At 47.9% G+C, this 19804-nt stretch carries 21 protein-coding genes; 8 read left to right on the forward strand and 13 right to left on the reverse strand.

From position 1 onward, the window contains the following. Positions 1 to 47 precede the first annotated feature (47 nt). Positions 48 to 821 (forward strand): hypothetical protein, encoded by a 774-nt coding sequence (locus O9X78_RS13815; protein WP_269620295.1) that lies wholly within the window; start codon positions 48 to 50, stop codon positions 819 to 821. Positions 822 to 908: 87 nt separating this feature from the next. On the opposite strand, the gene O9X78_RS13820 is transcribed toward O9X78_RS13815, so the two are convergent. After that, complete coding sequence (locus O9X78_RS13820; protein ID WP_269620296.1) at positions 909 to 1142, reverse strand: hypothetical protein; 234 nt, start codon at positions 1140 to 1142, stop codon at positions 909 to 911. A gap of 340 nt (positions 1143 to 1482) precedes the next feature. On the opposite strand from O9X78_RS13820, the gene O9X78_RS13825 reads away from it, so the two are divergent. Then, entirely contained in the window at positions 1483 to 1998 is a 516-nt protein-coding gene (locus tag O9X78_RS13825; protein ID WP_269620297.1) for a MarR family winged helix-turn-helix transcriptional regulator, read from the forward strand. 64 nt (positions 1999 to 2062) lie between these two features. Here the strand turns inward: O9X78_RS13825 and O9X78_RS13830 are convergent, their stop codons facing one another. Continuing rightward, positions 2063 to 2911, reverse strand: a complete 849-nt coding sequence (locus tag O9X78_RS13830) for a LysR family transcriptional regulator (protein WP_269620298.1) — start codon at positions 2909 to 2911, stop codon at positions 2063 to 2065. Positions 2912 to 3010: 99 nt separating this feature from the next. Between O9X78_RS13830 and O9X78_RS13835 the strand changes: the two genes are divergently transcribed. From O9X78_RS13835 to O9X78_RS13845, 3 genes are all read left to right on the forward strand, one after another. Continuing rightward, complete coding sequence (locus tag O9X78_RS13835) at positions 3011 to 3421, forward strand: nuclear transport factor 2 family protein (RefSeq protein WP_269620299.1); 411 nt, start codon at positions 3011 to 3013, stop codon at positions 3419 to 3421. Positions 3422 to 3461: 40 nt separating this feature from the next. Beyond that, positions 3462 to 4376 carry an NAD-dependent epimerase/dehydratase family protein gene (locus tag O9X78_RS13840; protein ID WP_269620300.1) on the forward strand — a complete coding sequence of 305 codons (915 nt, stop codon included), beginning with the start codon at positions 3462 to 3464 and terminating at the stop codon, positions 4374 to 4376. 149 nt (positions 4377 to 4525) lie between these two features. After that, the gene (locus tag O9X78_RS13845; RefSeq protein ID WP_269620301.1) at positions 4526 to 6808 is read left to right on the forward strand and encodes a TonB-dependent receptor; all 2283 of its coding nucleotides are present in this window, start codon (positions 4526 to 4528) and stop codon (positions 6806 to 6808) included. 102 nt (positions 6809 to 6910) lie between these two features. Here O9X78_RS13845 and O9X78_RS13850 read toward each other — a convergent pair whose 3' ends face one another. Next, the gene (locus tag O9X78_RS13850; RefSeq protein ID WP_269620302.1) at positions 6911 to 7564 is read right to left on the reverse strand and encodes a class I SAM-dependent methyltransferase; all 654 of its coding nucleotides are present in this window, start codon (positions 7562 to 7564) and stop codon (positions 6911 to 6913) included. A 507-nt stretch (positions 7565 to 8071) separates the two neighbouring features. On the opposite strand from O9X78_RS13850, the gene O9X78_RS13855 reads away from it, so the two are divergent. Continuing rightward, a complete protein-coding gene (locus O9X78_RS13855; RefSeq protein WP_269620303.1) occupies positions 8072 to 8605 on the forward strand; it encodes a hypothetical protein in 534 nt (177 codons plus the stop codon). A 115-nt stretch (positions 8606 to 8720) separates the two neighbouring features. On the opposite strand, the gene efp is transcribed toward O9X78_RS13855, so the two are convergent. The 4 genes from efp to O9X78_RS13875 form a co-directional block, all read right to left on the reverse strand. Next, positions 8721 to 9293 (reverse strand): elongation factor P, encoded by a 573-nt coding sequence (gene efp, locus O9X78_RS13860; RefSeq protein WP_269620304.1) that lies wholly within the window; start codon positions 9291 to 9293, stop codon positions 8721 to 8723. Positions 9294 to 9346: 53 nt separating this feature from the next. Beyond that, a complete protein-coding gene (gene earP / locus O9X78_RS13865; protein ID WP_269620305.1) occupies positions 9347 to 10486 on the reverse strand; it encodes an elongation factor P maturation arginine rhamnosyltransferase EarP in 1140 nt (379 codons plus the stop codon). A 35-nt stretch (positions 10487 to 10521) separates the two neighbouring features. Further along, positions 10522 to 10971, reverse strand: a complete 450-nt coding sequence (locus O9X78_RS13870) for a PaaI family thioesterase (RefSeq protein WP_269620306.1) — start codon at positions 10969 to 10971, stop codon at positions 10522 to 10524. A 154-nt stretch (positions 10972 to 11125) separates the two neighbouring features. Further along, positions 11126 to 11935, reverse strand: coding sequence for an enoyl-CoA hydratase-related protein (locus O9X78_RS13875; RefSeq protein WP_269620307.1), 810 nt, complete (start codon positions 11933 to 11935; stop codon positions 11126 to 11128). 538 nt (positions 11936 to 12473) lie between these two features. Here O9X78_RS13875 and O9X78_RS13880 point away from each other — a divergent pair. Both O9X78_RS13880 and O9X78_RS13885 read left to right on the forward strand, forming a co-directional pair. Continuing rightward, a complete protein-coding gene (locus tag O9X78_RS13880; RefSeq protein ID WP_269620308.1) occupies positions 12474 to 14624 on the forward strand; it encodes a TonB-dependent receptor in 2151 nt (716 codons plus the stop codon). 104 nt (positions 14625 to 14728) lie between these two features. Next, positions 14729 to 15409, forward strand: a complete 681-nt coding sequence (locus O9X78_RS13885; RefSeq protein ID WP_269620309.1) for a Fe2+-dependent dioxygenase — start codon at positions 14729 to 14731, stop codon at positions 15407 to 15409. Positions 15410 to 15449: 40 nt separating this feature from the next. Here O9X78_RS13885 and O9X78_RS13890 read toward each other — a convergent pair whose 3' ends face one another. From O9X78_RS13890 to O9X78_RS13915, 6 genes are all read right to left on the reverse strand, one after another. Then, positions 15450 to 15923 carry a YehS family protein gene (locus O9X78_RS13890; RefSeq protein ID WP_269620310.1) on the reverse strand — a complete coding sequence of 158 codons (474 nt, stop codon included), beginning with the start codon at positions 15921 to 15923 and terminating at the stop codon, positions 15450 to 15452. 31 nt (positions 15924 to 15954) lie between these two features. Next, the gene (gene ylqF / locus O9X78_RS13895; protein WP_269620311.1) at positions 15955 to 16890 is read right to left on the reverse strand and encodes a ribosome biogenesis GTPase YlqF; all 936 of its coding nucleotides are present in this window, start codon (positions 16888 to 16890) and stop codon (positions 15955 to 15957) included. Between the two features lie 70 nt (positions 16891 to 16960). Beyond that, positions 16961 to 17596, reverse strand: coding sequence for an MOSC domain-containing protein (locus O9X78_RS13900; protein ID WP_269620312.1), 636 nt, complete (start codon positions 17594 to 17596; stop codon positions 16961 to 16963). Between the two features lie 212 nt (positions 17597 to 17808). Beyond that, positions 17809 to 18309, reverse strand: coding sequence for a hypothetical protein (locus tag O9X78_RS13905; protein WP_269620313.1), 501 nt, complete (start codon positions 18307 to 18309; stop codon positions 17809 to 17811). Between the two features lie 53 nt (positions 18310 to 18362). Next, the gene (pbpG, locus tag O9X78_RS13910; RefSeq protein WP_269620314.1) at positions 18363 to 19274 is read right to left on the reverse strand and encodes a D-alanyl-D-alanine endopeptidase; all 912 of its coding nucleotides are present in this window, start codon (positions 19272 to 19274) and stop codon (positions 18363 to 18365) included. A 92-nt stretch (positions 19275 to 19366) separates the two neighbouring features. After that, the gene (locus O9X78_RS13915; RefSeq protein WP_269620315.1) at positions 19367 to 19774 is read right to left on the reverse strand and encodes a hypothetical protein; all 408 of its coding nucleotides are present in this window, start codon (positions 19772 to 19774) and stop codon (positions 19367 to 19369) included. Positions 19775 to 19804: the final 30 nt, after the last annotated feature.

The following is a 19804-nucleotide window of genomic DNA, read 5'->3' on the forward strand; positions in this document are numbered from 1 at the left end:
AATACGATCATTCCGATCTATGTTTAGCAAGGTTTGGAGATTAAAAATTGAACACGAGCAAATCCATTAGGAACACGCTAGGCAGTGCCATCTGCCGCATCGCCGTCATCGCCGCTGCATGTATCTTTTCTAGCACCGCGGCTTACGCCATGAATTGTGAGGCAGGCGAGGCAATTAACGCGCACTACCAAGTCAGCGAGCGCGCTGAAAATGCTAAACCAAAAACACTAGCTAATATGGTGCTATGGCGTCGTGCGAATAGTGTCGCTGAACAGTATCCTGAAAAGGGCATCACCGAGTTGTGGGAACGTAACCATGCCTCGGCTATTAAATTAAACCGCTATTTCGACGCCTATGAGCGTGGCATCGAATACGCACCAAGCGACATCAAAGGCGTAAAAAGCGACGACGACTGGAGTATGAAGACCCAGCTTATCGCCGATTCACTGCTCGCTAAAATGACACTCAACAAGAAAACCGGCAAAGCCTGCGAGCGCGAAGAAACCTACACATTAAAAGATAAGAGCCAAACCGTTACCGTCACCTGGCTGCCCGCCTACAAGCTAGTGAAGGAATATCAAAGGGAAGCGAACGGTCACACATCAATTTGGTCGCTTACCGAAAAAAGCACTGACAGCAAAATGGTAAACGCGTTTTTTGACAAGCACCTGAACTATCCAACAACAGACTACGCCGATATTGGCGACAGTGAATCTGATCCGTTTATTCGGAAAATGATTAATATAGGCTTTATCGAGCACGGCAGTTCCGGCATGTACGACGCCCAAGGCAATGACATCGGCGGCGAGCATCACCACTAAAATGAATGCAAAAAAAGACCGGGAAGATCCCGGCCAAATGGTGTGTAAACTAAAAATATAAGAGACTAATGGTATGAAGGGCGTTGATTAAAATATCTCCCGGCGCCCGTCATCATCAATACCATATAGATTCCGATCATCGACCATCGGCTGATGTGACGGCGAGATCTTTTGGCGTTTCGCGTCGAAGCACAGATCTATGTCGTCGCCGGGAAATGCGCCGGACTGCCACGCCGCCGTATACCGCAAACTCGCCTCGACACCGTGGGCGTTGGTAATCAAACGAGAGCGCTTTACAGGGGGCGTCTCATTTTCAAGCAACAGAACTTCAATCCGACGTAGGCGATCAAGTCGAATGGCTAATGTCGGAAAAGGCTCTGCCTTATGTGTATTACGCAGGGCATTGAACTGCGACTACAAGTGAAGGTTTTTCACCTGTACTCCCATCTTCCTTCTCATTTTTGTTTCGGCGAGATTATTTCCTCGCAAAAACACTATCAGTATGTAACCATTTTAAAATATAACACTATAGAACAATTGTTAAATACAACACTCTTATTTTGCAAGTGTCTTACTTTGGAACATTCCCATTTTCATATGATGTTGGCAGCGACCAAAAAAGAACTAAATTTACTTATAGATCAAAAAATTAGGAGCAATCTTGAGCGATAATTGGGAAACATTTGACGACGTGCCTCTTACACAAGAGACCGCACCAGATTATTTTTTGGATTATTTCTATCCCATCTACTTTTCTATCGGGATGAGAATTGCGTCTGGGTTGATGGAACCCGGCAACTTGGACCGGCATCAAACCGTCATCATGTGGATTTTGCGTTCAGAAACCTTACGTAGTGGTGAGTTGTCAGTCAGTCGTAAGGATGTTGTTAGGCTAATGACTGTTTGGTATGACATTACCAATAGCGGTGTATCACGGGCACTTAGAGCATTATCTAAGGACCCACTGAATTACATCAGCATAGAAGAATCACCAAATTCTGGCCGTGAAAAAATGATTACACTCACCCCTAAAGGCCAACAACATTGTGTGGAAATGATGGTAACTGGCCGTAAAGTCATCAAAGATGTCGTCGGCAATCTTTCGACTGAAGAAAGTAAAATGACAATCTTTATGTTCAGACGTTTAGAAGAAGAGGTTGCAAAAATAGGTAACTGAGGGCAGACACGCTAGCTTTCTGGCATCCGTCTTTATTGCACTGTTAATCTGATAGGCCAACTGCTCAGCTAACGATTTTCTGCTCAACAATAAACTGCATAAAACATCGCACACGCGCTGAGTCACGCAAATCACCGTGGGTTAGCAACCACAAGCCTGTAGACACTATGGGTGTTTTTGAAACAGCCGCCAGCTCCGGGTATTCACTGGCGGTTGCTTCTGTCATTAGCCCAAGCAAGCCCCCTTTACGCACCACCGACAATAATTGGCTATTGCAGTTTGTTCGCAGGGTGATGCGAGGATTCGGGACAAGGCTACGAAAATATTTATCCCCATCACGTTTCCCAAACACCGCCTGCCAAACCACCCAGTTTGCATGATCAATATCGCCGTTAATCTTTGCCACGTAATCCTTTGTGCCGTAGACGTAGAGCGGAATTTGACCCAGACAACGCCCTACCAACAGCTCTGGAGGATGATCCGTCATACGAATCAACACATCCGCCTGCAGCTGATTTAAATTAAGTTGTTCCGATGTCGCCAACACCGTGAGTTCGATATCGGGATATGCGCGCATAAACGCCGCAATCGGAGCAGAGAGATCCAACAAGGTAGTTTCGGGAATGGACACTGTCAGCGGCCCAGACAACACATCGGACTGACCTCGTATCTTGCGCTCAAAATCTAAGCAGCTACTTTCCACCGCCTCGCCCTCCGCCAAAAGACGCTCACCAGCGGTACTCAGTCGATAGCCTTTCTGTCGCCGATCAAATAGCTTCACCTTGCGCTGGTTTTCAAGCCGAGTGATGCGCCGGGATACGGTGACATGAGTTACACCGAGCATTCTAGCGGCACTACTAAGCGATCCGGTACGCGCCAGTGCTAAGAAATAACGAATATCATCCCAATCCATCTGTACATTTCCTCACAGTTGGTGTGCTTTTATTGAACTAACTATAACAGATCTAATTTTGTACACTGTGACAAATAATACTTATAAGGGTAAAACGCCATGCACAGCATATCTGACGCCCAGAATCTGGCGCTGCGCTATGCGCAGATTGTCGATGACCGGGATTTTGAAAAAATGCGCGGGATTATCAGCGACGATTTCAAGCAGCAGGGACCTAGCTGGCAATGCGAGAACGCCAGCGGATTTGTCGAGATGCTTAAGTTTTTAGAACAGACCTACAGCGCCACATTACATATGGTAGGCAATCAACTGGGCCAGTGGCATGAAGACCACTACGAAGGCGAAACCTACAGTATCGCGTCCCATATATATGAAAAGGATGGTCAGGGCCGAAAGCTAGAGATGGCGATTCGCTATCAAGAACGCGTGGAATACATCGATGGCCGCTACTGCTATACCCGTCGCGATGTGAACATTGTTTGGAGCAGTGACCGGACTTTGAATAACTAGATCGCAGCAACTCATACAAAGATTAATCAAGGATAAAAACATGAAAGTACTTATTGTTGGCGGCTCAGGCTTGGTGGGCGGCGACGCTGCCATCTATCTAAAAAACCAAGGTCATGACGTAACGATTATGGCGCGTAAAAAGCCTGTAGCACCGATTCTAGCGGCAATGCCCTTCTTACCCTGCGACTACGTTAATGATGATGTTAGCGATGGTCGCTTGGCAGGGTTTGATTGGCTTGTGTTTGCCGCTGCTGCGGACATTCGTCAGCTTCCTTTTGATGGCAGTATCAGTCCCGAAAACTTTTACCGCAAAGTGAATGACCAAGCGGTGCCACGCTTTTTTGCCGCCGCCCGCGATGCCGGTGTAAAGCGTGCGGTGTACATCGGCACGTTTTACCCGCAAGTTGCGCCACAACAAATTGGCGTGTGCCCCTATGTTACGTCACGCAGTAACACCGATAAGGCCGTACGCGCATTGAGCACCGAGAACTTTAGTGTGTGCAGTTTGGATCTACCCTTTGTGTTAGGTCATATTCCCGGTTTAGACATACCTCACATCGGTGCTTTAGTGGCCTATGCGAGCGGCGCGCTGCCGGATCTGCCTGTATTTTCACCTAAGGGCGGCACCAACCACATCAGCTCTCGCTCAGTTGCACAGGCAACGCTAGAGGCGCTGACTAAGGGCCAATCCGGCAAGGCCTATCTTCTCGGGGATGAAAATTACAGTTGGAAGGAATATTTAGAATTGTGGTTTAACGCCACGGGCAACCCGCAAAACCTTGAGGTATCTGAAAAAGATCACCCATTGCTACCCAATATCATTATGTTTGCAGGCGCCGGCGCAACCGTAAACTACGAATCGGAAGATGCCAAACTTCTTGCTTATGATCGGCAGCAAATTCGCAAATTAGTGAAAGAGATCTCAGCGGAATATCACGCGCAGTCCACTGCCTAAATAGCTTCTCAGACACGCCTATAAGAGCCACTGACATGTGGCTCGTTTAAATACCAACTTATCAATCAACGACATTGTTAGAACTCTGTCGCTCTTTTAACTCGCCCCAACAATCTAGGTTTTGCACATATAATAAGAGGACGCTCACCATGAAACACCATATATTGTTAAAACCCCTTTGCGCCGCAATATCACTTACCATATTAAGCGGCTTAGTTAGTAGTCACGTTTATGCACAGCAAGACAATACCCGTAAAATAAGCGCCGCCATTGAAGAGGTGATGGTGACCGCGAGGCGACGATCTGAAAACATGCAGGAAATACCGGTGTCCGTTACCGCGTTTACGTCCTCAGATATTGCTGAAATTGGCATAAGTGACATCTCTCACATTAGCGAGTTAACGCCTAACCTACTTATTCTGCCAAACTCCGGCGGCAATGATGGTGCGCTTATCTGTATGCGCGGGCTGTGCCGCACCGACTTTACGATCACCGAAGATCCGATGGTCGGTGTATATGTTGACGGCATCTATGTGGGCAAATCCATCGGCTCACTCTTCGATGTTGCCGAGCTTGAGCGCGTAGAAGTACTCCGTGGCCCCCAGGGAACGCTGTACGGCAAAAACACCTTGGGTGGCGCGGTAATTCTGCACACCCGCAAACCCTCAGGCGAGCTAGGCGGCAAAGCCACCGTGACCGTCGGCAACTATAATCGTCTTGATACCAAGGGTTATGTTGAATTTCCCGCGAACGACCAACTGGCCGCCAACGTCTCCTTTCTCACTAAAAACCGCGACCCCTTCGTAAGGAATAGCCTTAGCGATGATCGCTGGGACGAAGACAATCAGGCACTTCATGGCGCAATGTACTGGACACCATCAGAGAAATTAAGCGTTAACTACGCCTATGACTGGCAGAAGAAACAAGAGCAACCAATGGCATCGCAACTGACATCCGCATCAGGTTGGCTGGCGGCAATGTATGGCCAAGATGTTCGCCCCAATCGGGAAGACAATGTAAGCACCTTTGGCGCTTCACACAGTAACGTTGACCTAAGCGCCCACGGTTTAACCATAGAATACGAACTCAACAACACCGGCACGTTTGAAGATCTCGCGGTCAAATCGATCTCCGGCTATCGTAAAGTAGAAAACGATTTGCTCAACAATGCGACCGGCGCAAGCAGCCCGTTTATATATAACAACGATATATTCGACTACAACGCCCTGACCCAAGAGGTTCAATTAACCGGTACGGCTTTTACTGGCCTTTTCGATTTTGTCGTCGGCGTATTCTACTTTAACGAACAAGGTGACTATAGCAACGAACAAGAAATTGATGCATTCGCTTCGCACGTCGTGCTTAACACGGAGATCGATAACACCAGCAAAGCGGTGTTTAGCGAAATTACCGCTCATCTAACAGACAAACTAGATTTAAGCGTTGGCATTCGCTACACCGAAGAAGACCGCGAACAAAATCACACACTCATCGATCTTAATTCTGGTTTTGTCGTTATGGACACCTATAACCAAACCTATTTAGGCGCACCAGAACAAATCCCCACCACTATTACAGAGAGTAATGTGTCGCCACGCCTGTCGGCGAATTATCAGTGGAATGACAACCTAATGACCTTTGCCACCTACGCCAGAGGGTTCAAAAGTGGTGGCTTTAACGCCCGCGCAAATACGCCCCTGCAATGGGGCCCCTACGATGATATGCAGGTTGATAGCTATGAACTGGGCGTGAAATCCAACTGGTTGAAAAATCGGGTCCAATTTAATATGACCGCCTTCCACCAAAATCTAAGCGACATGCAGGCCCAGGTTAACGCAGTAGACCCAGGCAATACCCAAGGTGGATTTTCCATCGTCATCCAAAATGCGGCTGAAGCAACCATCGCCGGTGCCGAAGCTGAGCTGATTCTGCGCGTCGTTGACGGCCTAGATATCAGTGCGGGCTACGGCTACATCGATGCCCAATACGATACATTCAACTCCTTCGACATCAACACCGGTTCGGTGAGCGACATTGCCGATGATCGCGCTTTTGAGTTTAGCCCCAAGAACAGCTACAACCTCTCGCTCAACTATACGGTACCAAGCTTTACCAGTGCTGGCACACTGCGAGCGCGTTTAGACTGGTCCGGCACCAGCAAAATATACGTCACGCCAAAAATCAGCGGCAATGACGATATCAACCAAGACAGCTACAACTTGCTAAACACTCGCATCACCTTTGACGATGTTGCCCTTGGCGACGGCATACTGGCGGTGTCAATTTGGGGGAAAAATATCACCGACGAGGAATATAAAATCGGCGGTTTTGAAGTAGATGCAGGGGGTGGCGCACGCGTTGGTACTAACCAGTGGGGAGAGCCTCGTACTTTTGGTATTGATGTGACCTACCGATTTGGCTCGATGCTGTAGTTAGCTAATTTATAACTCAGTGTATTTAAAAAGATAACAATTTGGCCGTCACTACCTTAGAGACGGCCATCATAAATCACACAAACAGCAGAATATAATCCCTTACGCTCGCAAATAACGCAGCACCTGCCCCTTAAATGCCGATGTTAAAAACTTGCTGGTATCTGGCTTGTGCTGAGTATGTGAATAACCCAAGGTAACCATTTTTTTACTGAAAGCGGCATGATTAAATCTAGCAGGATCAACCAAAATAACTTCACATATCGGCTTTGCATGGCGTTCGATAAAACCAGACAGCAATGCAATGTGTTCCCGCTCATACAGCACATCAGCGCCAATGATCACATCAAACTCACCCAGACCGTCGCTCAAATCAGCCCAACCCGTGCGCAGAAAGGGAATTTTCTCCCCACTGTTTAAGCGCACATTTTCAATAAGAAAACCACCTGCTTCAGGATGAATATCCGTTGCGGTAATATCTGCATGGCGGGCATTGAGCACTAAACTCGACAAGGCCATTCCACAGCCCACTTCTAGAATACGCTTGTCCGCAAAGGCAAACGTCGCCATCTCATTTGCCAGTACCGCGCCAGAATCCCACACCACACCAAACAAGGGCCACTGTGCAGATGAAATACCCAGCGCGTCGGCCTCACCCAAGTTATCGGAAAACTGTTGTTTATCGCGAAGACTGCGAACGTGGATATCAAAACCTTGAATATCGATGGTTTGGTAACGAAAACGAACAGATTCCACACAGTGCTCCAAGAGCATTGGCGTAAGCCCAAAGCCAAAACAGCCCAAGACACGCACAGGCCACTATAGGCGCTTATATGCATGAAGTCTTGCACACGGTGGTAACTCGTAGATTAAGCTATAGCCCAACCATGTTTAAGGAAAATTATTATCGGTCTTTCTTATGAGTCTTAGCTTAAATACATCACGGTAATAGCGACATACACATCGAGGAAACCCTTTGCATCGCCAATACCTAGATACTAAATGTATCAAGGTGGTTATTAGCGCCGCTATCGTTTCCAAATTCCCGGAGCATCCCTAGCCGCGAATATGCCAGCAATAAAATAGTTAAGCGTAAGCTGCATTCAAAACTACATTTTAACGCCACAAACCGAAACACTTATCACACACGTTAGATGTGTGACTGCGTTCTCATTCGCGGATACTACGTATACTGACGACCTGAATTAGGCGCCATGATGATTTCGAACTCAAACTCATTGCGTCTTTATCAGGTGGCCCGTTATGAATAAGCGACTTACGTCTTCCCTACTCCTAAGTTCCGCATTTTTATCATTTGGTGTATTGGCGAACGTATCGCCTGCGTGGCATATCGACGAGCTGTCTAGTTCGACGGGCTACACAACTAGCGGTGAAAGCCAGAAAAGTCATCACTTCGGATTGGTTAAGCACAGCAACACCTGTGGTAGCGATGAGCTCATGGTCAGCTGGTCGAGTGACAGCGCAGAAATTTGGTCGCTGGCTGGTCAGACCATCACGATGGACGCAGAATTTAACGGTGTCGCTATTTCACTACCGCTAGAGGTTGTAGCCATTAAGCCGATGTCGGGCAATACCCACGAAGTGGTGATGGGGCATGTCTTTGCGAATTCTGAGTTATTAGATTTAATGCAGCATTCCGATACGGTGAATGTATTGATACCAGCCTCTAGTGATGCATCACGCCACTTTACATCACCCGCTGATCGCTTTTCCTTGGCTGGTTTTAATGAAGCACGCGCTAAAGCAATGAGCCGCTGTAATAGTAAAAGCTCATAATAGGTTCAGATCCTTTTTAGCTTGTAGCTGGGTAGGCAGCTAAACGTACCGCTACCTTATTTTTCCCATAAAAAAACCCGACGCGAGGTCGGGTTTTTTGTTACCACGAACGTTATCAAACAGGTGCTTTTGCACGTGATTTATATTCGCCGGTACGGGTGTCGATTTCGATCCAATCGTCGATCTCGCAGAAGTCGGCTACTTTAATTTCGGTACCGTTGCTCAATTTGGCGGGCTTCATAACCTTGCCAGAGGTGTCGCCACGGGCAGAGCCTTCGGTGTAAGTAATTTGACGAACGATCATGGTTGGCAAATCAACTGAAATCACTTTGCCTTCAAAGAATACCGCTTCGCAAATGTCGGTCATGCCATCAACGATGTAAGGCAATACACTTTCAATGTCGTCTTCGTTTAGTTCGTACTGGTTGTAGTCTTCGTCCATAAATACATAGACGGAATCGGCAACATAGGAATAGGTAACCGCGATACGTTCGAGGATAACCGGCTCGACCTTGTCGTCTGTCTTGTATACGGTTTCTGTCGTTGAACCGCTCAACAGGTTCTTTAGCTTCATTTTAACAATGGCGCTGTTACGACCAGATTTAGTAAATTCTGCTTTCTGAACCATCCAAGGCTGGCCATCGATCAAAATCACACTATTGGGCTTCATTTCTTGTGCAGTTTTCATAGGTTTTTCCGAAAGGAGATTGAGTTAAGCCAGCAACTTTTTTTGGCTGCGTATCATACCGAATTTAGGTAAAACTGCACTAGCGATTCTGCAAGATTATTTTGTCCTTCTATATGACGGCACCACTGCTCCGCATGGCCCGTCAAATCTAGCTCTCCGCTTAATAGGGTAGAATTGCCGACCGGCGGCTCCCCATTATTCCACGCATGCCAGCAGGAAACTAAGGCGGAGCGGCACTGAGCACTCAAGCCAGCGGAATATACCTCTAAAAAGGCGTCTAACTTTACTAAATGCGCAGCATCCTGCTGAGGATAGATATGCCAGAGAAAGGGTCGGCCAGCCCATTGAGCGCGAACAAAGGAGTCTTCGCCCCTGACCACGTTAAAATCGCAGCTCCACAGCAGCAAGTCATAGTCATTCTGACTGAGGAAGGGAATGAATTGGATGCTGACTTGACCACGCCGATAGACCACACCAAGAACATAGTCATCTCGTCCCAGCCAGGCACAGACACTAGCGCCAATACGTCCCTCTGGCACCACTATGTGATACGACGTCTCACCTTCGCTAAGTGTATTTAACCATAGCGCGAGGGCGGAATTTTCATAACAGAATAGCGACAGAAGCGCGGCATTGGGGTCGGGATTGACGCCAATACGTTCTAGAAACTGGTGCCGAGATGAATCGCACTGTTGAAATGAACGGCGTCTGGCGATTAAACCTGCCTCGCGAAGGAGACCACCCGTATCCGGCCTAAAACCTGGAAAAAAGAAGTATTTTTGCAGCCCATTGGGCTGTGGCGAAGGCAGGCCATTACACCCACCTACCCAGTCTTCTGCGCTTAGGTATTCTAAATTCAGCCAACAGGATTTTACTTCCCTCGCCGCCATTGCAGCGATGTAAGCCGGCGGCAACTGGCAACCAAAGGTCTCTAACACCACATCAGCTGGGGCGACTTCTGGCCATATTGACGGCCAATAATTGACAGACACCCCCTGAATTAATGTTGGCGTAGAATTAGACAGCGTTATGCCATCAGCGGCGCAGAGTCGATTAAAGGTGTCGAGATCGTCGACCCACAAACGCAGATTACAGTCGTATTCAGCCACCAATAGTTTGGCCAGCCGCCAACACACACCTACGTCTCCGTAGTTGTCGACAACGTGACAGAATATATCCCAACGTGTACGCAAATGAGTGTCCGATACAGAGTGATGGTAAGTATGCTTTAGGCCTCAGGTAATTTCCGTATAGTTGAGGTAAAGCTAGTTAAAACACGGCCCTCTTGTTTTAGCAGCCCTCGCGTAAATCCCATACGACCAGTTTCCTGAATTAACTCTACTTCCGCCAGCAGGGGTACGCCGACCGTACCACCGGCAACATACTGCAAGTTCATATCAATGATGACAACCCGCCCCAGTGCCACACTCCGATTAACATACAGCGGCAAATATAAAACTTGTTCAGCGCGAGCCGCCAGAAATCCGCCATGAAGCCCGTTCTGGCCATTTTGACTGCCAGAGTTCGTTTCAAAAAGCGCTTCGGCCTTGCCGGCGGCAACTTTACGAAATTGATAGGGGTCCAGTCGAGCATCGAAACTGTCGCCTTCTGGCATGGACATCGCCATCCAATCGGACGATTCGACATTGGGGAAATAGATGGGATCCGCACCACTCATGGCTATTTAGGTTCTCAGTATCAAAACCGGAAAGGTAGCACAATCACAGCGAACATTGCGCGGGCTAATTAAGCAGAAACGAAAAGACGGGAATTTTTATGGGTGCCTCGGAATCCCCTAAGATCGGCACCCGTAAATGACACAGAGCGGCGGACTATCTCGCCGCTTTTGTGCGGGGCAGCACGGGATCACGCTTTTCTATAAACGCGGCAAGTGCTTCTCGATGTTCATCGCTATTGCGACAGCGCTGGAAGTTCTTGATCTCTTCTGCAATATAGCTCTCGCAGCTCATCTCTTCTGCATTTTTGAGATTGTTTTTGATGCAACCCAATGCATTTGTAGGGCCATTAGCCAGGCGAGTCGCTAGTTTTTCGACCTCACCGGTTAACGAATCTGCACTACAAACCTTGCTCAGCAAACCACTTCGATAGGCTTCTTCGGCGCTGTAGGTCGGGCACAACAAACAAAACTCTCGGGCTTTTCCGGCGCCCATCCATTTGCTTAAAAAATAGGCTGCGGCAAAGTCGCCAGACAATGCGATTTTTGTGTGGGCGTATCCCAAGGTTGCGGTGTCATCCGCTAAACGAAAATCGCAGGCCAATGCCAGCGATAAACCGCCGCCCACGGCAGGGCCGCGAATCTTAGCGATGGTGGGCTTGGGCATTTCATGCAACAGCATGGCGGCTTCGGCACCCACTCTCAGCAACACTTCGGTGGAATACTTACGGGTATGCTCCACACCAAGGGCTAGATTTTTGATGTCTGCGCCTGCACAAAATGCGTCACCGGCACCCTCAAGCACCACCGCACCAACAGTATCATCCTGAGCGGCATCCCTAAGGCAGCGGTATAAAGAGGTCACCATCTCTTCATTTATCGCATTTTTCAAGGCAGGACGACTCAATATAATGTGTAAAACACGGCCATCTCGACGGGAATGAACAGGACCAATCTCATTAATCATTATTTTTATCCTTTTAACTACTAACAGCAGCATATCGCTGCGTTTTTCAAACTAGCACGGACACTTCGCTTACGCATTAAACAAAGGTGTAAACCACAAAATACGGCACAAAACAGAGAAAAACAATGGATTAAATAACTCCTTTTATATCTAACAAGCTACGCCGTAAAAATTCTGGAAAACGCACTAATACTGAGCAAACATCGCGCAAGAACACAAATCGATCCCCCGTAAAACCAATATGTGTTCACCATTTTCTAATTTGACCAGATCCTATCATTCTCTGGCCACGCTTTTTACAGCCAAGTTAGCCACGGCCACACTATCCACTGCAATGTGAAGAAACCGAATAGACACTGTTCAGCCTGGAAATCGTAATCCAACAAACCTAAATACAAACCATTTGTATTTGATAACAATTCTCATTAAGATGTAGCCCGCACCACATTTCAAGAACAAGACGCAATTAACCGCGGCGCTGTCGTTACGCTGGCAGCGACTCGCGGTAGACCTTAGAGACGAAAAGGAGAACATAGACGTGAAAGGCCAAGTACAAGTAAACCTGCCGCAACGCAAGCGGCTTGCACAGGCAATCGGATTAGCACTTGCCAGCTCAGCACTGCCAGCACTGGCCGCTGAAGAAGCGCAGCAAACCCTACCCGCTGTAAAAATCGAGTCTTCGGTAATTACACCCTACAAAGCAGAAAAAGCGTCATCACCCCAGTACACACAAAAACTTGCCGATACGCCTAAAACAATTACCGTTGTGCCCGAGCAGGTACTCCGCGATCAGGCCGTAAGCAGTCTTCGTGACGCTCTTCGCAATGTTTCTGGAATAACAATGCAGGCAGGCGAAGGCGGCGCTGCCGCAGGCGACAATCTCAGTATTCGTGGATTTGATGCCACCAACGACCTGTATGTAGACGGTGTTAGAGATATCGGCGCCTACAGCCGCGACACGTTTAACCTAGAACAGCTAGAAGTGACCAAAGGTCCATCATCTACTGTCAGCGGACGCGGCTCAGCGGGCGGCTCCGTTAACATGGTAAGCAAAGCGGCAAAATTCGAAGACTTTAAACGCGGCACCGTTATGGTTGGCAACGACAACCAGTTGCGCGCCACCGCCGACATCAATGGCGTGTTAAGTAATAATTTAGCTGGCCGAATTAACATCATGACCCAGGACAGCGGCGTACCCGGACGTGATGTTACAGAGAATAAAGGTAGTGGATTTGCAGGTGCACTAACGTATTTATTGTCAGAAAAAACAACACTGACAGGCGGTATTAGCTACTTAGACCAAGACAATATACCCGACGGCGGTGTGCCTTTACTGACCAACGCAAATGGCGAGCGCTACTTAGATAAAGATACTGCTGAAAACTACTACGGCGTTGAAAATCGCGACTACGACAAAAATGAAATAAGCACCGTCAAACTCGCCGTTGATCACCGCTTCAACGACACGCTAAGCCTACGCAATCAGACCTTTATCGGCACCACAGAAACCTCTGCCGCATTCACCCGACCAAGCTTTGACTCTACGGCGGGTAATGTGCGACGCGGTGGCGTAAAAGGCCGCGACGAAGATCGCGATATCATTTCTAACCAAACCACACTGCGCAGCGACTTCAGCAGCGGCAGCGTTGACCACAATTTGGTCACTGGTATCGACATTACGCAAGAAGAATATATTAACTACGAGCTGCGGCCCACCAACGACAATCCGCCCAATGTTGACCTATACAACCCTGTCACCGACGATCCATATGGCGGCTCTATTACCCGCGCCGGCGGCAAGCGTAAAGGGACATACGACGCGATATCACTATTTGTCAGTGACACGCTCACCTTTACACCGAAGTGGTCAGTCAATCTGGGCGTGCGAGTTGAGGACTACGAGCAAGAGTATTCGCAAGACTATTCTTCAACTGGTCGCGGTGGTGTTATCACCGACCCATTCAAGTATAAATCTAGTGATACCTTAATTAGCTGGAACGCTGCGGTTACGTATAAGCCAGTAGAAAATGGCAGCATTTATCTCGGTGTCGGCAATGCGCAAACGCCTCTGGGCAGCAACCTAACACTGTCATCGGATGAACAAAACCTAGATGCTGAAGAGGATCAAATCTTAGAACTCGGCACCAAGTGGGAACTGTTCGATGCCAAGGTTCTTGCCAATGCAGCACTATTCCGCTCGGTTAAAACAAACGCAGCAACCAACGACGTCGACAACGACGACGCGCTAGTACTCGACGGTGAGCAAGTAGTACAAGGCATAGAGCTAGGCATTAACGGCACCATCACATCGAAGTGGGCGATCATCGCCAACTACACCTATACCGATAGCGAAATCAAAGATTCTGGCGATCCAGCAGAAGTTGGCGTGGTTATTTTCAATACACCTGAGCACAGCGCCAGCCTATGGACCACCTACGAAATTGATCGCGCATGGCAAGTGGGCGGTGGTCTGCAGTACATTGGCGAATACGAGAATGGCGACACTACTGAACTAGACGCAGTCACATTGCTAAACGCAACCGCCTCTTTCCAAGCGACGGATAACGTTAAATTACAACTCAACGCCAACAACTTAACAGACGAAAAATATCTGCTTAAGCCCCGTGGTAGCCGAGGCGTTCCAGGGCCTGGTAAAAGCGTCACGCTTACTGCCAGTCTGGAGTTCTAATTTGATAGACGCGATGCTATCGTTTTAATGACACGTTTTTGAGAAACGCTGAAGACAATATCGCCCCGCACTACGCGGGGCATTTTCGTTAAAGGTCTATTTGTATGTTAGTAAAAATACCCGCACTACTCAGTAAAACAGAAATCCGGCACTGCCGAGGCATAATGGAGGCTGCAAACTGGGTCGACGGTAAGGTGACGGCGGGCTACCAGTCAGCAAAAACCAAGAACAATATTCAGCTAGAAGAAAATTCTGACGCCGCAAAACAGTTGGGCGATATTATTTTAGCAGCGCTGGCGAAGAACAATTTATTCATGTCTGCCGCCCTACCTTTAAAAATATTCCCACCGCTGTTTAACTGCTATCAAGGCGGCCACTCCTTTGGCGTACATGTCGACAATGCCATTCGGCAAGTCAAAGGCACTGCGGTAAAGGTGAGAACCGATCTATCGATGACGCTGTTCTTCTCAGAGCCCGAAGAGTATGACGGCGGGGAATTGGTGATTGAAGATACCTACGGTACACAGAGCGTTAAGCTGGCGGCGGGGGATATGATCTTATATCCATCGACCAGTTTGCACCGTGTTACACCGGTGACGAGAGGGCGTCGCTTGGCTTCGTTTTTCTGGCTACAAAGTATGGTCGCCAGCGATGAGAAACGCACCCTACTATACGACATGGATATGAGCATTCAAAATTTAAGTCAGGGCAATGAAGATCACCCTGCCATCATTCAACTCACCGGCGTGTACCACAACCTACTGCGACAATGGGCGCAAACCTAATACAGGCGAGGCACCCATCTACTGTTATGCAATGATGAGCCTATGACTCATCACTGGTATTGCGATATTTTATTTGCAAGCCTTTTAGAAAATTACGCAAAATTTGGTCTTTACATTCGCGATAATGTTTGTGATCTGTCTTGCGAAAAAACGCACTCAGCTCATGCTTACTAATTTTAAAGTCTGCTAATTCCAAAATTGCCATTACGTCTTCAGCCTTCAGACTTAATGCAATTTTCAACTTCATAAAAATCATATTGTTCGTTAGACGTTTTTCTGCAACCGGCTTTTGGCCGTCTTTTGCACCGCGCTTATCGACAATTAAGCCATTTAAAAAGGCAGCCATAAGAAGATCGCTACAGTCTTCATAGCCCTCATCACCTTCCTTTTTTAGCCACGCGCTAACTTCTTCACGCGAGACGTGATGATCAGCCAAACCGTAAATTGCTATCATTTTTGAATCATTAAAATCAAAGATGTAGCGCACTCGGCGCAACACATCATTATTTACCATTTTACTTTCCTATTACGATTACGGTCTTAACTCAGTCATCAGAACGGCGCGAACCATCTTTAAAGCGCTGCTTACGAGCCTGATTTTCTGCCTCTTTAATAGCCTTTGCTTCCGCAACGGCCAAATTTTCTCGTTCCAGCATCGCGGGTGTTTCAAGGCTGATTCGCCCCACGGTGCCAGCACGCAATTCATTAATCAATAATTCGCATATCTTATGTAGATTGATGCGACCACCCGCCGTAAGCGCGCCACGCCGACGTGCTGCCGCCTCTAAAAATGCCAGCTCGGTGTCGGGAATACTCTCTAGTTGGAAGCGAGCCTTGAGTAGATCGGGGTAGGCCTTAATTAAATACTCAGCAGCGTAAAATCCGACGTCATCGAATTCCATCGCGGTATTTTTAATAGCACCGGTTACCGCTAAGCGGTAACTACTATGGGGGTTTTCAATTTTTGGCCAAAGAATACCGGGAGTGTCGAACAAGACGATACCGCTGCCCAAATTAATCCGCTGCTGACTCTTTGTGACCGCTGGCTCATTGCCGGTTTTTGCGATAATGCGATCAGCCAAAATATTAATCAGCGTCGATTTACCGACATTGGGAATACCGACGATCATGGTATTAATGGTTTTTAAACTGGCGTCTTTGGCAGGGAACATTTTTCGGCAGAGGTCGATAAGCTGCTTAATTTTTGCGGGCTCATCAGTAGTAGTGGTAAACGACTTTACACCACGGTCGCGATCCAGGTATTCCTGCCACTCGGCGGTCACCTTGGGGTCGGCCAAATCCGCTTTGCTCAACACTTTAATACAGGGCTTGGCGCCGCGCAGTTTTGCAATGGCTGGGTTTTCGCTAGAACTTGGAATCCGAGCGTCCAATACCTCTATCAGCAGATCAACCTGAGGCAGCACATCGGCAATCGCCTTTTGTGCTTTGTGCATATGTCCCGGGTACCACTGAATCGCCATCGAGCGCGCCTTTTTTAAGAAAGACGCTATTGTACGTTAAGCTGAGCGACTTTGGGTAACCGCTGCGCAATCACTCAGTAATTGACCAGCCCTCAATTACACTGCGGTGATAATTCGAGATCGGCGATGACAGCGCTTTGTCGATTAATAGCCGCGACCGCTCCTTTGCATGCCACAGATCGAACACGTCTACGACGCCCGCGTAATCCTCGATAGTTTTCACCAACACAATCGGATCTTCCGCTCGAATATTGCCGTGTCTCAGCACCCGTACATAGGCACCGGGCCTAGACGCACGAACAAACTGTTTGGCAAACCCAGTATCACCCATACGCACCGCCAATTTGAAACAGGGTGTACGCGGGGCAGAAATTTCGAGAATGGTATTGTCGATCATCAAGCGATCGCCAATCAGCAGATCCCGCAGCTCAATGCCCTCGGTGGTGATATTTTCGCCAAAAGTACCCGGGCTTAATGGTCGCTCCAATTCCTCAGACCACCACTGATAATCTTCTGTTGAGTAAAGATATACCGCTTGATCAGCGCCACCATGAACGCTCAAGTCGGCGATGGTGTCGCCTTCAATACCTGCGCTGCTTACATATACTGAGGTATCTATTGGCTCCTTATAAAGACCGGTATCAACTAATTTACCGTCGAACTCCAGCTGCCTATATTGCGCTCGATTGATAGATACAATCTTCATCCACGTCCCTCACCTCACAATTTCCTATACTCAATCATTTACAATGATCAAATGTGAGGACTAAGCATGCCAAAGGTCGCGCCATGGATGATATACGTCAGTCAACATATCTAGCCGAAGCGCGGGCCTTAGCTTGCCGTTTATCAGGCCGGAGCACCTACTCGCCGTGAATTACCTAGCAGTATCCGCAGCGCCGACTCGGTCCTAGATTTTTAAATGAGCTCTGTTTTCGTCCGGTCGGTCTCACAGAATATTGCAACCAATGAATAGCGCATGAACCCGCTACAGGTCGTCAAATAGTCGCGAATGCCGTGCTTAACAATCTCAGCAAAGGATTCATCTTTAAACTTCCAGTGTGTCGATTCCGCTAAGCATTGCCTCATTGCCGACATATCACAGACCACGCTATGGGCAGAGTCCTGAGTCTTACTGTCGTCGCTTACGACAATCTTTAATATATCGCCGTCACCAAACTCAAAGATCAAATAGCGGGACTCATCGTTAATATTGTCGGCTAATTGACTCACCGCTTTATCAACACAGGCAACGATCAGCGGATCAAAATCAGACTCAGCTTTGGCCAAGCTTGCCGCCACATAACAATATTCAGCTGAGATTCTGGTTTCAGTTCCAGTTCCAGTATCTGGCTGCCAATTCACATTCATTAAAACAACGCCCTTATCATCATGTTTATTTACGGAGAGCAGAAACAAGAAGGGCCTCCCTGCGAACAGGAAGGCCCTCACGTTTCCAATATATTTAGCGTCTAACGAATACTTGCGGTCGTTCTCGCAGCAAGATATTCAGACACTTTCTTCTTTTGGTAAACCTGCGCCGCGGTGGCAACACTGCCACCCTTGCCAGACTCTAACCAGCGCTTAATACGACCGGCATCGCCAACAGGGCTAGTTTTCCCGAAAGAATCGAGCATAACGAACAATAGATCCTTACCGTCAACTTTTGCCTTCATTACAAGACAGCGACCAGCTTCATTGAGATAGCCCGTTTTACTCATGGCTACGTCCCAACGATTGTAACGAACTAGTGCGTTGGTATTCACATAGGCTAAACGATAAGCCGGATATTTGAAATTAGCGGTGTGCGTTGCCGTCGTTGAGTATTCAGAAATTTCTGGATACTTCGCCGCCGCGGCAACTAACTTAGCCATATCCGCAGCGGTAGACACGTTTTTATGTGACAGGCCGCTGCTGTCGTCAAAATGGGTGTTTTTCATACCAAGAGCGCGCGCCTTCGCATTCATTTTGGCGACAAAGGCGGTCATACCACCGGGATAGTTGCGCCCCAATGCCGCCGCTGCGAGATTTTCTGAGGACATCAGAGCCAAACGCAGTGCTTCACCCCGTGGCAATGCCGAATCCATACGAATACGTGAGTAATAGTTATTAACTGCTTTACGGTCTGCTTGTGAAAAACGGATTTCTTCACGCAATGGCAGCCGTGCGTCCAATACCACCATCGCTGTCATGACCTTGGTCAATGATGCAATTGGTTTAACAATATCAGCATATTTTTGATAAACCACTTCACCACTGTTCGCGTCGAGCACAATCGCACTGACCGAGGCCAACTGCAAATTTGCAGGATTACGTTTCACTTCGGCCGCCATAACCGGCGAAAAAACAAGTGAAGCAAGCAGTGCAATCATTATTTTTTTCATTAACTCACCGTCTAACTAACAAACTATGTGGAGGCTATCATGGCTTTTACAGCGAAACTGCCAACTTGTTCAATTTTTAAGCAAACAGCGAACTATTCACTAATCTTTAAGCGCAATGTATCTAAAATTTGATCAACGGCGGCGCGGTCCATATCGCGATCATCCTCCGCGCAAGCATAGCTCACTAACAGTAAGTGACCACCACCGTGTAGAAACCATTCGCGAATATAATCCCCTTCTTCGACAGTTTCAAATTCCCAACCACGATAATCGTCGCCTATTTTGCATACTTTGCCGTCAGCAATAGCCATACCAACTTCTTTTATTAGGGATTTTACGTCTTGCTCGCTCGCTGGTTTGCCATGCTCTGCCTGCAAACTGCTTAAACTGATACAGCCTAATTCGTCCTGATCAAAGATCAGAATACTGTCCTCATCCTGCTCGGTACGCCATTCTTCAGGTAAACCGATAAACCACCAGTCAGACTCAACTTCTTGCATAACATCTATCTCAGTAATTTAGCTAAGCGC

Source organism: Zhongshania aquatica, assembly GCF_027257955.1.
Taxonomy (GTDB): domain Bacteria; phylum Pseudomonadota; class Gammaproteobacteria; order Pseudomonadales; family Spongiibacteraceae; genus Spongiibacter; species Spongiibacter aquatica.